The sequence below is a fragment of the Rhodovulum visakhapatnamense genome (genome assembly GCF_004365965.1).
Lineage (GTDB): Bacteria > Pseudomonadota > Alphaproteobacteria > Rhodobacterales > Rhodobacteraceae > Rhodovulum > Rhodovulum visakhapatnamense.
The window spans coordinates 97,719-112,008 of sequence record NZ_SOEB01000010.1 but is presented as its reverse complement, the minus strand read 5'-3'; the positions used below and the strand labels follow the sequence as shown (position 1 = coordinate 112,008).

Annotated in this window: 18 protein-coding genes; 11 read left to right on the top strand and 7 right to left on the bottom strand. The window is 68.0% G+C overall.

Annotated elements, in window-relative coordinates:
* The 6 genes from EV657_RS21875 to EV657_RS10920 all read left to right on the top strand — a co-directional run bounded on the left by EV657_RS21875 (position 1) and on the right by EV657_RS10920 (position 5,195).
* Positions 1-234, top strand: coding sequence for a hypothetical protein (locus EV657_RS21875; protein WP_113669160.1), 234 nt, complete (start codon positions 1-3; stop codon positions 232-234).
* Positions 231-602: a VOC family protein gene (locus EV657_RS10940; protein ID WP_075783853.1), complete on the top strand. Its 372-nt coding sequence runs from the start codon at positions 231-233 to the stop codon at positions 600-602. Before EV657_RS21875 ends, EV657_RS10940 begins: the two co-directional genes overlap by 4 nt.
* Positions 603-1,679: a branched-chain amino acid ABC transporter permease gene (locus EV657_RS10935; RefSeq protein ID WP_075783854.1), complete on the top strand. Its 1,077-nt coding sequence runs from the start codon at positions 603-605 to the stop codon at positions 1,677-1,679. It begins immediately after the preceding gene.
* Between the two features lie 64 nt (positions 1,680-1,743).
* Complete coding sequence (locus EV657_RS10930; RefSeq protein ID WP_075783855.1) at positions 1,744-3,024, top strand: ABC transporter substrate-binding protein; 1,281 nt, start codon at positions 1,744-1,746, stop codon at positions 3,022-3,024.
* Between the two features lie 58 nt (positions 3,025-3,082).
* Positions 3,083-3,907, top strand: a complete 825-nt coding sequence (locus EV657_RS10925) for an ABC transporter ATP-binding protein (RefSeq protein WP_075783856.1) — start codon at positions 3,083-3,085, stop codon at positions 3,905-3,907.
* 64 nt (positions 3,908-3,971) lie between these two features.
* Positions 3,972-5,195, top strand: coding sequence for a phenylacetate--CoA ligase family protein (locus EV657_RS10920; protein ID WP_134077890.1), 1,224 nt, complete (start codon positions 3,972-3,974; stop codon positions 5,193-5,195).
* A gap of 166 nt (positions 5,196-5,361) precedes the next feature.
* On the opposite strand, the gene EV657_RS10915 is transcribed toward EV657_RS10920, so the two are convergent.
* Positions 5,362-5,697: a TIGR02300 family protein gene (locus EV657_RS10915; protein ID WP_075783858.1), complete on the bottom strand. Its 336-nt coding sequence runs from the start codon at positions 5,695-5,697 to the stop codon at positions 5,362-5,364.
* Between the two features lie 119 nt (positions 5,698-5,816).
* On the opposite strand from EV657_RS10915, the gene EV657_RS10910 reads away from it, so the two are divergent.
* From EV657_RS10910 to EV657_RS10895, 4 genes are all read left to right on the top strand, one after another.
* A complete protein-coding gene (locus tag EV657_RS10910) occupies positions 5,817-6,503 on the top strand; it encodes a M48 family metallopeptidase (RefSeq protein WP_165828088.1) in 687 nt (228 codons plus the stop codon).
* A 33-nt stretch (positions 6,504-6,536) separates the two neighbouring features.
* Positions 6,537-7,187 carry a GntR family transcriptional regulator gene (locus EV657_RS10905; RefSeq protein ID WP_134077889.1) on the top strand — a complete coding sequence of 217 codons (651 nt, stop codon included), beginning with the start codon at positions 6,537-6,539 and terminating at the stop codon, positions 7,185-7,187.
* Positions 7,188-7,297: 110 nt separating this feature from the next.
* Positions 7,298-8,173, top strand: a complete 876-nt coding sequence (serB, locus tag EV657_RS10900) for a phosphoserine phosphatase SerB (protein WP_134077888.1) — start codon at positions 7,298-7,300, stop codon at positions 8,171-8,173.
* Positions 8,174-8,253: 80 nt separating this feature from the next.
* Positions 8,254-8,541, top strand: coding sequence for a hypothetical protein (locus EV657_RS10895; RefSeq protein WP_134077887.1), 288 nt, complete (start codon positions 8,254-8,256; stop codon positions 8,539-8,541).
* A 30-nt stretch (positions 8,542-8,571) separates the two neighbouring features.
* Here the strand turns inward: EV657_RS10895 and arfB are convergent, their stop codons facing one another.
* The 6 genes from arfB to EV657_RS10865 form a co-directional block, all read right to left on the bottom strand.
* Positions 8,572-8,994: an alternative ribosome rescue aminoacyl-tRNA hydrolase ArfB gene (gene arfB, locus EV657_RS10890; protein ID WP_108028290.1), complete on the bottom strand. Its 423-nt coding sequence runs from the start codon at positions 8,992-8,994 to the stop codon at positions 8,572-8,574.
* Positions 8,995-9,298: 304 nt separating this feature from the next.
* The gene (locus tag EV657_RS10885) at positions 9,299-9,919 is read right to left on the bottom strand and encodes a queuosine precursor transporter (protein WP_134077886.1); all 621 of its coding nucleotides are present in this window, start codon (positions 9,917-9,919) and stop codon (positions 9,299-9,301) included.
* A gap of 69 nt (positions 9,920-9,988) precedes the next feature.
* On the bottom strand, positions 9,989-10,906 hold the full coding sequence (locus EV657_RS10880; RefSeq protein WP_134077885.1) for an esterase-like activity of phytase family protein: 918 nt from the start codon (positions 10,904-10,906) through the stop codon (positions 9,989-9,991).
* Entirely contained in the window at positions 10,879-11,790 is a 912-nt protein-coding gene (gene mepA, locus EV657_RS10875; RefSeq protein WP_075783866.1) for a penicillin-insensitive murein endopeptidase, read from the bottom strand. Before mepA ends, EV657_RS10880 begins: the two co-directional genes overlap by 28 nt.
* Positions 11,775-13,139: an MFS transporter gene (locus tag EV657_RS10870; RefSeq protein WP_243837555.1), complete on the bottom strand. Its 1,365-nt coding sequence runs from the start codon at positions 13,137-13,139 to the stop codon at positions 11,775-11,777. The genes mepA and EV657_RS10870 overlap by 16 nt, the downstream gene beginning before the upstream one ends.
* A gap of 87 nt (positions 13,140-13,226) precedes the next feature.
* Positions 13,227-13,760, bottom strand: coding sequence for an acyl-CoA thioesterase (locus EV657_RS10865; protein ID WP_134077884.1), 534 nt, complete (start codon positions 13,758-13,760; stop codon positions 13,227-13,229).
* A 152-nt stretch (positions 13,761-13,912) separates the two neighbouring features.
* On the opposite strand from EV657_RS10865, the gene EV657_RS10860 reads away from it, so the two are divergent.
* Positions 13,913-14,200, top strand: coding sequence for a YggT family protein (locus EV657_RS10860; RefSeq protein WP_075783868.1), 288 nt, complete (start codon positions 13,913-13,915; stop codon positions 14,198-14,200).
* The last annotated feature ends 90 nt before the right edge of the window (positions 14,201-14,290 follow it).

Here is a 14,290-nt window from a genome sequence, read left to right as displayed (position 1 = left end):
ATGCAAAAGCTCTATGCCATTGCCTGTGTGATCGGTTGGGGGTTCTTCTATGCGTTCGCCTATCTTGCCGTGGCCTCGTCGAACGACGCCGAATGGATGTCGGTGATCTACGGCCTGCTGTCCTTCGCGGGCTTCGTGGCCGGCATGTTGTGCTGGGTGCGGCTGGTCCGCGGCAAGCGGCCGGTCATCAGGACGATGCCCATGGGCGTCGCCCGGGTGCGGAGGCCGCTGTGACTCACCGGACCCGGATCGGCGGCCTTTGCATCGATTGCCAGACCGACGATCTGGGTCCGGCACTGGCCTTCTGGTCGGCGGCGCTGGGGCGCGAGGGTGCGCTCGTCGAGGACGGGCGCTATGCCCAGCTCAGTGGCCCGCCCGCCGCGCCGCAGGTGATCCTGCAGGCGGTCGGCCACGACCCCCGCGTGCATCTCGACATCGAGACCGACGATATCGAGGCCGAATGCGCCCGTCTGACCGGCCTCGGCGCGGTCGAGATAACGCGGATCAAGGACTGGGTGGTGATGCAGGCGCCCACCGGGCACCGCTTCTGTCTGGTTCCGCCCGAAGGGGATTTTCCAAAAGATGCCAGGGAGGTCGACTGAATGTTCTACCGCGAGGCCGGCGATTTCAAGACGTCCTACCGGGACGACAGCCAGACCTTTCCGATCGGGTTCGACCGCTACCGCTATTACGCGGTGCTGGTGCTGGCCTTCGCGGTCGTGCCCTTCGTCATCGACGACTACTGGGCCAGCGCGATCTTCGTGCCCTTCCTGATCTATGCCATCGCCGCCATCGGGCTGAACATCCTTGTGGGCTATTGCGGGCAGCTGTCGCTGGGCACCGGCGGCTTCATGGCGGTGGGGGCCTATGCCTGCTACAAGCTGATGACCGCCTTTCCCGACCTCAACATCGTCGTCTGCATCCTGGGCGGCGGGCTGGTCACGGCGGCGGTGGGGGTGCTGTTCGGCCTGCCCTCGCTGCGGATCAAGGGCTTCTATCTCGCGGTCGCGACGCTGGCGGCGCAGTTCTTCCTGGTCTGGCTCTTCAACAAGGTGCCGTGGTTCTACAACTATTCGGCCTCGGGGCAGATCTCGGCGCCCGCGCGCAGCGTCTTCGGCCTGCCGGTCACAGGCCCCGGCGTCGAGGCCTGGGCGCAATACATGATCTGTCTCGTCTTCGCCGTCGTGCTGGCCTGGGCCGCGCGCAACCTGACGCGGGGCACGGTCGGGCGGTCCTGGATGGCGATCCGCGACATGGATATCGCGGCCGAAATCATCGGGGTGAACCCGCTCAAGGCCAAGCTGACGGCGTTTGCGGTCTCGTCCTTCTATATCGGCATCGCGGGCGCGCTGTTCTTCGCGGTCTATCTGGGCGCGGTCGAGGTCGGCGAGGCCTTCGGCATACAGAAGAGCTTTCTCATCCTCTTCATGATCATCATCGGCGGGCTCGGCTCGATCTTCGGCAGCTTCGCGGGCGCGGCCTTCCTGGTGCTGCTGCCGGTTCTGCTGAAGAACGTGCTGGTGGGCACGCTGGGATGGCCCACCGATCTGACCGCCCATGTCCAGCTGATGATCGTGGGGGCGCTGATCATCGGCTTTCTGATCGCCGAGCCGCACGGGCTGGCGCAGCTCTGGCGGATCGGAAAGGAAAAGCTGAGGCTCTGGCCATTCCCGCATTGACGGGCACGACACGCGCGACCGACCGGGCCAACCCGGCACGCATTTTCAAGGGAGGAACGACGACATGACGACACGACTGGCACCGCTTGCGCTTTGCGCGGCCCTGGCCGCGGGCCCTGCCCTGGCCGATCTGGTCTTCCCCGATCTCAGCTACCGCACCGGCCCCTTCGCGGCGGGCGGCATTCCCTTCTCGGACGGCTATCAGGACTACTTCACCCTGATGAACGAACGCGACGGCGGCATCGGCGGGGTCAAGGCCCGGGTGCCCGAATGCGAGACCGCCTACAACACCGAGAAGGGGGTCGAGTGCTACGAGGCCACCAAGGGCGACGGCGCGCTGATCTACCAGCCGCTGTCCACCGGCATCACCTATCAGCTGATCCCGAAGGTCGAGGCCGATCACATTCCGCTGCACACCATGGGCTATGGCCGCACCTCGGCCGCCAATGGCAAGGTCTTCGAATGGGTGTTCAACTATCCCGCCAATTACTGGGACGGGGCCTCGGTCGTCATCAAGTACCTGATGGACGAGAACGGCGGCAGCCTCGAGGGCAAGAAGATCACGCTGCTGTATCACAACTCGGCCTATGGCAAGGAACCGATCCCGACGCTGGAGGCGCTGTCGAAGAAGCACGGCTTCAAGCTGACGCTGATCCCGGTCGACAGCCCCGGCCAGGAACAGAAGTCGCAATGGCTGCAGATCCGGCGCGAACGGCCCGATGTCGTGGTGATGTGGGGCTGGGGCGTGATGAACCAGGTCGCGATCCAGGAGGCCGCCAACATCGGCTTCCCGATGGACCATTTCATCGGCAACTGGTGGGCCGGGGCCGAACATGACGTGACCCCCGCGGGCATGGCCGCCGACGGCTACAAGGCGCTGAACATGAACCGGGTGGTCGATTACCCGGTCTTCGCCGATATCCGCACCCATGTCGTCGACAAGGGGCTGGCGGCGGGCGACGGGTCCAATGTGGGCTCGGTGCTTTATACGCGTGGCATGTATGCGGCGATGCTGGCGGTCGAGGCGGCGAAAACCGCGCAGGAAATGACCGGCACCGCCCAGATCGACGCGGCGATGATGCGCGACGGGATGGAGCATCTGGAGATGACCGCCGCCAGGATGGACGCGCTGGGCATGCCGGGGATCGGCCCGGAATTCTCCGTGAGCTGCGCCGATCACGGCGGGTCGGGCATGGCCATCGTCCAGCAGTGGAACGCGGGCGACAAGAAATGGGTGCCGCTGACCGATTTCATCGCCCCCGATGCCGAGGTGATCGCGCCGCTGGTCGAGGCGGATTCCGCGGCCTTCGCGGCCGAGAACGGCATCGCGCCGCGCTGCGACTAAGCCCTGTCCGCCCCCGGCCGCGACCCGGCCGGGGGCTTGGCCCACAAGGAAAACGCCGATGTTCGATGCCGCGCCGCAGGGCGAGACCCTGCTTGAGGTCAACAATATCGAGGTGATCTACAACCACGTCATCCTGGTGCTGAAGGGGGTGTCGCTGTCGGTGCCGCAGGGCGGCATCACGGCGCTTCTGGGCGGCAACGGCGCGGGCAAGACCACGACGCTGAAGGCCATCTCGAACCTGCTCAGGTCGGAACGCGGCGAGGTCACCAAGGGCTCGATCCTCTATCGCGGGACGCGCGTGCAGGACCTGAACCCCGCCGATCTGGTCAAGGCGGGCGTGATCCAGGTGATGGAGGGGCGGCACTGCTTCGAGCATCTGACGGTCGAGGAAAACCTGCTGACCGGCGCCTACACGCGCACCGACGGCCGCGCCGCGATCCAGGCAGACCTGGAGATGGTCTATGGCTATTTCCCGCGCCTGAGGGAAAGGCGGAAAAGCCAGGCGGGCTATACCTCGGGCGGCGAGCAGCAGATGGTCGCCATCGGCCGGGCGCTGATGAGCCGGCCGCAGATGATCCTGCTGGACGAGCCCTCGATGGGGCTGGCGCCGCAGCTGGTCGAACAGATCTTCGAGATCGTGAAATCGGTCAACGAGAACGAGGGCGTGACCTTCCTTCTGGCCGAGCAGAACACCAACGTGGCACTGCGCTATGCCCATTACGGCTATATCCTCGAATCCGGCCGCATCGTGATGGACGGCCCGGCGGCGGATCTGCGCGAGAACCCGGACGTCAAGGAATTCTATCTCGGGATGTCAGATCAGGGCCGCAAGAGCTTTCGTGACGTACGGTCGTATCGTCGCCGCAAGCGCTGGCTGAGTTGACGAAAAGGCACTCGTCGGGCCACGCTGCCCTCGCAGACCGGAAAGAGTGACCGAAGGAGTGCTTATGTCCGTCCATTTCGACGATCTCGAAACCCGCTCGGCGGACGCGCGGGCCGCTTCGCTGGCCGAGTGCCTGCCGACGCTGATCGCGGCCGCGCGCGCGCTGCCCGGCTATGCCGCGACGCTGGCCGAGGTGAACCCGCTGACCGTGACCTCGCGCGAGGCGCTGGCGGCGCTGCCGGTCCTGCGCAAGTCCGAGCTGGTGGCCGCGCAATCGGCCGAGGCCCCCCTGGGCGGCTACACCGCCTGGGGCCAGCATCAGTTCGACCATATCTTCCAGTCGCCGGGTCCGATCTACGAACCGGGCTGCGTCAGCACCAACTGGTGGCGGCTGGGGCGCTTCCTCTATGCCGCCGGGATCGGCGAGGGCGACATCGTCCAGAACTGCTTTGGCTATCATCTGACCCCCGCCGGGATGATGTTCGAGAACGGCGCGCGGGCGGTCGGCGCGGCGGTCCTGCCCGCGGGGACCGGCCAGACCGATCTGCAGGTGCGCGCCGCCCATGACGTGGGCGTGACCGCCTATGCCGGCACCCCCGATTTCCTCAAGGTGCTGCTCGATCGGGCGGACGAGCTGGGCATGGACCTCTCGCGCATCCAGCGCGCCGTCGTGTCGGGCGGGGCGCTGTTCCCGTCGCTGCGCCAGGAATATGCGGATCGCGGCATCGCCTGCCTGCAATGCTATGCGACCGCCGATCTGGGCAATGTCGCCTATGAAAGCCCGGCGATGGAGGGGATGATCGTCGACGAGGGCGTGATCGTCGAGATCGTGCGCCCCGGCACCGGCGATCCCGTGCCCGAGGGCGAGGTGGGCGAGGTCGTGGTGACCGCGCTGAACCCCGACTATCCGCTGGTGCGGTTCGCGACCGGCGATCTGTCGGCGGTGCTGCCGGGCCTCTCGCCCTGCGGCCGCACCAACATGCGCATCAAGGGCTGGATGGGCCGGGCCGACCAGACCACCAAGATCAAGGGCATGTTCGTGCGCCCCGAGCAGGTCGCCGATCTGGTCGCGCGTCATCCCGACGTCGCGAAAGCGCGGGTCGTGGCGGGGCGCGCGGGCGAGAAGGACATGATGACGGTGCGGATCGAGACCGAGGCGACCGACCCCGCGCCCTACGCGGCCTCGGTGGCCGCCGTGCTCAAGCTGAAGGCAGAGATCGAGCTGGTCGCGCCGGGAAGCCTTCCGAATGACGGGCTGGTGATCGAGGATACCCGGAAATACGACTGACCGCCCGGCGCCTCGGGAGGCCCCTCAGGTCCGGCGGCGCAGGGATTTCGGGGGCGGAATGGTCCGGTGCAGGCAATGCCTGCCGGACGGTTCCGTCGCCCGGCCCGCGGCCCCTGCCCGTTCCGGCGGGCCGGGCGGGGCCCCGCAGGGCCGCCCGGCCGAAGGATCAGGTCTCGTCGTCGTCCTCGGAGGACATGTCGGCGATATCGTCGAGCGAGACGTTGTCGTCGTCGTCGTCCTCGAGCACATCGTCGCCCAGATCGACATCGGTGCTGTCGTCCTCGTCATCGATGATGTCGTCATCGGTGTCGATGTCTTCATCGCGCGCCTTGGCGGGCGCGGCCTTTTCGGCGATCAGCGTGCGGTGCTTGCCGGTGGTCAGGCTTTCCGCGGAAAAGCTGTGACCGCAGGAGGGGCAGGTCATCGGGTCGCGCTGAAGATCGTAAAATCGGGTAGAGCAGTGCGGGCAAACGCGCTTAACGCCCCATTCTTCCTTGGGCATGGGCATCCTCTCACAGGGGTCACGGCTTTGCGGTTGCAGCCACGTGCCATAAGTCCCCCCACGTGTCAAAGCCCTTTTCGGCTGATATGCTCGCAGGAAAAGACGAGGCAGAGATGAGCATCACCCGCATTCCCGGCGATCCGCCGCTCGAGGTCACGCTGCGCCGTTCGGCGCGGGCGCGGCGCTATTCCCTGCGCGTCTCGCAGCTTGACGGACGGGTGACGCTGACCCTGCCGCAGCGCGCGCCCGAGGCCGACGGGCTGGCCTTCGTCCGCGAGAAGGAAGCCTGGATCCGCCGGCACCTGTCGGCGCGGCCCGAGGATCAGGTGGTGCGCGCGGGCGGCACGGTGCCCTACGAGGGCCGCGCGCTGGCGCTGGTGCCCGGCAGCGGCCGGGCGCCGCGGCTGCACGAGGGGACGCTGGCCGTGCCCGGCCCCGCGGCCGAGGTGCCCGCCCGGGTGCAGGCCTTCCTGAAGACCCGGGCGCGGGCGCGTCTGGCGGCGGCGGCCGACGGCTATACCGCCGCGCTGGGGCTGTCCTACCGGCGGCTCACGCTTCGCGACGCCCGGTCGCGCTGGGGGTCCTGTTCCTCGCGGGGCGATCTGATGTTCGCCTGGCGGCTGATCATGGCCCCGCCCGAGGTGCTGGACTATGTCGCGGCCCATGAGGTGGCGCATCTGGTCGAGATGAACCACTCGCCCGCCTTCTGGGCCGTGGTCGCGCGGCTGATGCCGGGCTATGAAGCGCCCCGCGCCTGGCTGAGGGCCAATGGCGCGGCGCTTCACCGTGTGCGTTTCGGCGATTGACGCCCGGCCCCGCGCGGCAGCACTATCGCCCCCATGCTGATCCAGACCCGCCCCGGCGAGACCGTCTCTGCGGCCCATGAGCGTCTTTACCGCACGCTCCGGACCCAGATCATGCATGGCGAACTGGCCCCCGGCGCGCCCCTGACGCTGAGGGGGATCGGCAAGAGCTTTGGCGTGTCGATGACCCCTGCCCGCGAGGCGGTGCGGCGGCTCGTGGCCGAGGGCGCGCTGACGCTGTCCTCGTCGGGCCGGGTCTCGACACCCGAGCTGTCGAACGAGCGGCTGGAGGAACTGGCCTCGCTGCGCGGGTTGCTGGAACCCGAACTGGCCAGCCGCGCCCTGCCCCGCGCGCATTTCGCGCTGATCGAGCGGATGCAGAAGATCAATGCCGAAATCGGCGAGGTCGTCGCACGGGGCGATGCGGTCGCCTATATCCAGAAGAACCTGGAATTTCACCGCGCGCTTTACCTGCGCGCCCAGGCCCCCGCGATGCTGGCCATCGCCGAGACGGTCTGGCTGCAGCTTGGCCCGACGATGCGGTCGTTCTACGGACGCCTCGGCCGGACCGAGCCGCCGCAGCATCACCGGATGATCCTCGCCGCGCTTCGGGTCGGGGACGAACCCGCGCTGCAGCTGGCGGTGCGCACCGACGTGACCCAGGGGCTGAAGTTCCTCGCGACCTGATCGGCGATGCCGGGTGCGCCCCCGCCGCTCTGGCGCACGACCCGGAGCTGGGCTATTCCGGCCCGCGACCGCGCTTTTGCGGCGCCCAGCAGCCGATCGGAACCTGCCCCATGCCTGTCGTCACGCTTCTGACCAACCCCGCGCGCGCGTCCCTCGACCGCGGCACCGTCGAATCGCTTCGGGATGCCTGGGGCGGCGGCGAGGCGATCTGGCTGGCCCCCGGCATTGCCGCCGAGTTTGCCGTCGCGGCGCTGCCCGGCAATTTCCGCGAGGTCTGGGCCGACCTGCAGGGGCTGGGGATCGACCTTGTGGCCCAGCCCGCCGAGGGCCGCCGCAAGCGGCTGCTGATCGCGGACATGGATTCGACCATGATCCAGCAGGAATGCATCGACGAACTGGCCGCCGAGGCGGGGGTCGGGCCGCGCGTGGCCGAGATCACCGCGCGGGCGATGAATGGCGAGCTCGATTTCCACGGCGCGCTGCGCGAACGGGTCGGGTTGCTCAAGGGGCTCGATGCGCGCGTCATCGACAAGGTGCTGGCCGAGCGGATCACCTTCATGCCGGGCGGCCATGTGCTGGTCGCCACGATGAAGGCCAACGGCGCTTATGCGCTGCTGGTTTCGGGCGGCTTCACCAATTTCGCTTCGAAGGTCGGAGCCGCGCTCGGTTTCGACGAGTACCGCGCCAACACACTGCTGATCGAGGACGGGCACCTGACCGGCACCGTGGCCGAGCCGATTCTGGGGCGCGAGGCCAAGGTCGAGGCGCTGCGCGAGGTCACGGCCCGGCTTGGGATCGGGCTGGAGGACGCGCTGGCCGTCGGCGACGGGGCGAACGATCTGGGCATGCTGGGGCTGGCGGGCGCGGGCGTCGCGCTGCATGCCAAGCCCTCGGTCGCGGCCCAATGCGAGCTTCGGGTCAATCACGGCGACCTGACCGCGCTGCTGTACCTGCAGGGCTACGCCCGGGACGAGTTCGTTTCCTAACTCCCTCGGACCGTCCAATACCAACTCCGGCATAAGCCATCCGAATCCGGCTAGAAAGGCATAGGAAGAGGAGGCCAAGAATGAGAATTCACGCTGGACTTATAGCCCTGATCTTCCTTCAGGCACTGCCTGCGCCGGCAGACGACCAGGAAGACGACCTCGGCGCGCTCATCGCGTTTGCCCGAACCAGTCCTCTGACCGACGGAGGGTGCTGGCTGGAGATGCAGAACGTATTCGGACACTGGGAGAAGCTTGCCCTCATTTTCGGAGTCGCGGACCCCGGCGACGCCGCCGCGTGCGCTGAAATCGCAAGCCGGGCGGCAGAGACCAATCCGGCCCGGAAGTACCGGTGCAATCCGGTAGACTGAGACCAAGCCGCATCACAGCCGGGACGTAGCTCAGTCGTCCGGTGCAATGGTACCGCGCAGCGCCTTGACCGCGCCGCGTTCCTTCTTGGCCGCAAGCCGCCGACGTTGCGACCCCAGCGTGGGCCGGGTCGGCACCCGCCGTTTGGGCTTTTCCAGCGCCTTCCGGATCAGCTCGGCCAGCCGCTCGCGGGCAATCTCGCGGTTGCGGGCTTGGCTGCGGGTCTCTTCGACCCGGATCAGCACCGCGCCATCCTGGGTCCAGCGCCGCCCCGCCAGCCGTTTCAGACGCGCCTTGACCGGGCCGGGCAGGTTCGGAGACCGCTCGGCCTCGAATCTCAGATCGACCGCGGTCGAGACCTTGTTGACGTTCTGCCCGCCGGGGCCGGAGGAGCGCGAGAACACCTCGGTCAGTTCCCAGTCCGCAAGGGCGACAGTATCGGTGATGCGCAGCATGGGGGGACCCTATCGCGGTGGTCGCAGGACGCAAGAGCATGACGGCCCCGGCCTGCCCCATCATGGGCCGAGAGGACGAAACGGAAAGGGCCGTTCTTGCGAACGGCCCCGAGAGCTACGGAGATGGCCCGGTTAGAGCGTGGGCCCAATCAGAAGATTTCAGTCTCAGGGATTGCCCTCAGACCACGGCCCCCCTGACTGTTCCAAGACCCTTCTCCAATATCACTCTAGACACTGGACCACCTCCTTTCTGCTGTTGCCGTTGAGTTCAGCCTGCCACAGATCTGGTATAAGTCCAGTTAATTCACGCAAGCTGTGCGGTCATACGCCTAACAATTAAGCGAAATGGCACAAGCGCGATCAAGGCGAGGGCAAGTTTCACGCACCAATCCGCCAGCGCCAGCGAAACCCACAGCGGCACCTGCGGTCCGACCCCCAGAAGCGGCAGCATCTCACCCGCCCAGGACACGTCATTGGCGGGCTCCAGCATGCTGAGCGTTCCGGAAAACGCGACGCTGAAGAAGACCAGCGTATCGACGCTCGACCCGATCAGGGTCGAGGCCAGCGGCGCCCGCCACCAGCGGCCCGCGCGCAGCCGGTCGAACACCGCCACGTCCAGCAGTTGCGCGCAGAGGAAGGCCAGGCCTGACCCCATGACGATGCGCAGGGTGACGATCGGGCCGAACTCGCCCTGGATCTGGGTGCCGATGAAGGAGCAGATCACCCCCACCACGAAGCCCGCCAGGACCACGCGGCGGGCGGCGGCCACGCCATAGACGCGGTTCATCACGTCGGTCACGAGAAAGGCCAGCGGATAGGTGAAGGCGCCCAGCGTCAGCCATTGGCCGAACAGCACCTGGACGAGGATATTCGAGGCCACGACGATGGCGGCCATGGCAAGGATGCCGGGAAGAAGACGGGTCATGCTGCGGGTTCCGTTTTGGCAAGGTCGCGGAGACTTGGTCCGCGCGGGACGCCCGGCGGACGCGGTTTCCTACAGCCCCGCCGCGCCGCTGACAACCCGGTATTCGACGAACTGGTTGCGCTGGATCGCCAGCCCGTTGTCGTCGCTGACCAGGCTCAGCCGGATCGCCCCGGCCTTGTCGCGCCAGACCGCCAGCCCTTCCAGATTGCCGTGCCGGCCCGACCCGGTTTCCAGCAGGACGCTGTCTTCGGTCGCGCCGTCGGGTCCCAGCGCGATGCGCCGGACCCGGCTGCGAAAGCCGAACGGCCCGTCGAAGGCGCGTTCCAGAAGATAAAGCTGCCCGTCGGGGCCGAAATCCGCGCCTGAGGGGTGAAACCGCCCCTGTGGCAGCAAGCTGGCGGCGCGGGTCCAGCCCCGGGCGTCATGGCGGTGGACCGGGATCGCGCCGTCCTCCGTCCAGCGTTCGGGAATGGCGTAAAGCGCGCCGTCCGGGCCCAGCGCCAGCGCCTCGATCCCGCCATTCTCGGGATAGGCGGCGGCGTCGGGCGGCGGGTCCAGCGCCTCGGGGCGCACCGCGCCCGGCGCCCAGCGCAGGATCCGGTGATCGCCCTCGAAGGCCACGTAAAGCGTGCCGTCTGGCGCCAGGGCCAGCGCCTCGGCATCGGTCTCGGCCCGTCCTTCCAGCGGGCGCCCGTCCGGGCCGGTCAGGGGATGCGGCGCCGAGACCCGCAGTGCGACGGGGATCTCGTCCCTGCGGGCGATGGTGACATCCAGCCGCCAGCCCCGGTCGGCGACCAGACGGCTGCTTGTGCCATCGGCCGAAAGCTCGAGCCCCGAAAGCCCCTGCGTCGCGGCGGTCTTGGCGATGGCCAGCTCGGCGACCAGTTCGGCCCGCGTTCCGGGGGCGGCGCGCGGCGACAGGGCCGTCGCGCCCAAGGCCAGAAGACCGGCGGCGAGGCTCAGTCCGAGGCCAGCACGGCGCGGCATTCGCGGGGCAGGTCGGTCATGGTGAACTCGCGCGCGCCCCGCTTTCTGGGCTGGGGCTTGGCCGGTTGCGCGGGCCGGGCCGCCTTCTTCGGCGGATCGAGATAGTCGGTCACCCACCATGTCAGCGTCTCGTCGCAGCCATCCCCGCCCTTCGACAGCTCCGCTACCGTGGGCCGCTGGGTCTCGCAACTGCGCGCGCCGGGCGGACATTTCAAACGCACGTGAAAATGCGTGTCATGCCCGTAAAGCGGGCGGATCTTCTGCAGCCAGGCGCGGTCGGCCCGGGTCGCATGCTTGCACATCTCGATCTTGACCGGGGCGGTGACGAAGATCCGGTCGACCGCCGGGTCCATCGCCGCGGCACGCAAAAGTGCTGCATGCGCGGCGGTATAGTTGCCGTTCACCCGGCGCTGGTCGGCAGAGCGCACCGAGATCGACGAGATCGATTCCCGCTCGGCCCGGGTCAGGGTCAGCCGCCTGGGCGGCAACATCCAGATATCGGCGTCGAGCCCGATCTGATGCGAGGCATGCCCGCTGGTCATCGGACCGCCCCGGGGCTGGCTGATATCGCCGACATAGATGCCCTTCCAGCCGATGGCGGCAGCGTGGCCACCCAGCCGCTGGATGAAGGCGATCATTTCGGGCTGGCCCCAGTTGCGGTTGCGCGACAGCCGCATCGCCTGCCAGGTCGGGCCGGTCTCGGGCAGCTGCACCATACCGGCGCCGCAGCCCCTGGCGTAGGTGCCGATGGGCGCGGGCGCCTGCCGCGAGGCGCGTTTCTCGGCCCCGAACAGCGAGGCCGCCGTCGGCGCCGCCGAGACCGGCAGAGCGGTCGCAACCGCCAGTGCCAGCGCCAGGATCTTTCCGCTCAGGGTGTTGGCCATCGATCCGCCCGTTCGCCCTCTGCCCGGACGAAGCCTAGCAGACCGAGCCCCAGCAGGAAAAGCACAACCAGGGGGATAATGCCCGCGGGCTGCGAGCCGGTCAGGTCGGTCACCAGCCCGATCGACATCGGCGCCAGAAAGGCGGTGGCCTTGCCCGATAGCGCGTAAAGCCCGAAGCTTTCGGTCATCCGCGCCGGATTGGCCTGACGCACCATCATCGTGCGGCTCGCGCTTTGCAGCGCGCCGCCCGCCGCGCCGATCACCGCGCCGACCAGGTAATAGGCCAGATCGGGCAGGGTCGAGCCCGGCGCCACCGGCAGCCACAGAACCGTCGTCCGCGAGATCGAGATCGCCAGCACCGCCGCCGCGATCAGCGCGACAAGGCAGACGAGGATCACCGGTTTCGGCCCGAAGCGGCGGTCGGCCTTGCCGCCCAGCCAGGCGACGAGGGCCGCGGTCACCACGGCGAGGATGCCGAACAGGCCCACATCGACCACAGACCAGCCCAGCACGCCCGCCGCGTAGATGCCGCCAAAGACATACATCCCGTTCAGCGCGTCGCGGTAGACCATCGAGGACAGCAGATAGGCCGACAGGCTTGGCGTCTTCGGCAGACGTCGCAGCGTCGCCGAAAGCTCGGGCCCGACCTGGCCCAGCGCCTGGCGCAGCGTCGCGCGGCGCGGGCTTTGCGGCAGGCGCACCCAGAGAAAGAACGGAATCATCGAGACCGCATACCAGATCGCCACGAAGGGCCCGACGAACCGGGTGCCCTCGCGCGTTTCCGGGTCGAGCCCGAAGGCCGGCGCGCGCCCGAGCAGGGTCCGTCCGGCCTCGTTCTCGGCAAAGAAGGCCAGCGTGAGCACCAGCGCGATCAGCCCGCCGACATAGCCGAAGGCCCAGCCCGATCCCGAGATCCGCCCCAGCTCGTCGCGCGGCCCCAGATCGGGCAGCATGGCATTGACGAAGATCGCCGAGAATTCCATGCCGACCAGCCCGAGCCCGAAGAAGCACAGGATCAAAGGCAGGCTGAACCCCGTCGGATCGGCAAACCAGAGCCCGGCCGCGCCCAACACATAGAAGACCGAGAACAGCGCGATCCAGGGCATCCGGTGCCCGTTCAGGTCGGCGACCGCGCCCAGACAGGGGGCCAGCAGGGCGACGATCAGCCCGGCCGCGCCGACCCCGTAGCCCCAGGCCGCCTGCGCCGCCGAGCCGTCGCCCAGCAGATCCTTGACATAGGGCGCGAAGATGAAGGTCAGCAGAAGCGTCGCATAGGGCTGGCTGGCCCAGTCGTAAAACCACCAGCCCCAGATCCGCCGCTGTGCCATCCTGCCATCGATCGCCGCCATCTTGCCCCGCCATCCCGCAACCCGCTCATCTGACAGGGTTTCCGGGTCAGGCGCAATCGGTCTTCTCGGGGCGGAGGCCGGGTCCGGTCAGTCGGCCATCGGCGGCCAGGGACGTTCGGCCTCGGCCGCGATCCAAGCCTGCACCCAGTCCGGCAGGGGCGGCGGAGCGACCTCGCGTCCCATCGCCGCCATCATCCGTGCCGTCGGCACGATGCCGTTCCGGTCGGTGACCGCCGCGCGATACAGCGCGTGGTTGGCACAGTCGCCGTTTCGCCACATGCCCTGTTCGATATAGAGGAACTTGTCATCCCACCCGACGCAGCGGCTGCGGATCTCGAAGGTGTCGAACATCTTCACCCGGCGGCGGTAGCGCACCGAGACCCCGGCCATGGTCAGCGACCAGCGCTCGCGCCTGAGCACAGCGATCAGCCCGACCCGCTGCGCCAGCGGCAGCCGCCCCAGATCCAGCAGCGTGAGCGTCCGCCCGTTGTTCAACTCCATCCACATGTCCAGATCCCAGGGCCAGCAGACATGGCGCGAGACATGGATGCCGGTCAGCGGCAGCGGCTCGGCATTGCGGTGCAGGTAGAGTTCCTTGAACAGGCGGAAGAAGGGGTACATCGGCAGGCTCCGTCGCGCATGAGGCAACCCTGCCTCGCGCGGCACGGGGCTGCGGTCAAGGGACTCGCGGCGGAAAGCGTGACGGAAAGCCCGTTGCGCATGGGCGCCTCTCCGCCTACCTCTTGGGCAACCGCCCCAGGAAAGGCCTGCCCATGCTGTCTCTGTTCCAGATCCTCCTGCTGATCCTCGACATCGTCTGGTTCATCATCATCGTCCAGATCATCATGTCCTGGCTGATCAGCTTCAACGTGCTCAACGTCTACCAGCCGCTGGTGCGCCAGATCTGGTCAGGCCTGAACCGGCTGCTCGAGCCGCTCTATTCGCCGGTGCGCCGCATCCTGCCCAATACCGGCGGGCTCGATCTGGCGCCGCTGATCGTGCTGATCGCGATCTATGCGCTGCGGATCATCATCGCCAACAACATGATGGCCTTCGTCTGATCGCCTGAGGCCATCCGGAGCGCGGGCCGGGGCACCGGCGGCGCCGCGCCCCGAGGGTTGTTCACCCCGTCTTAGTATGGGATGGTCCAT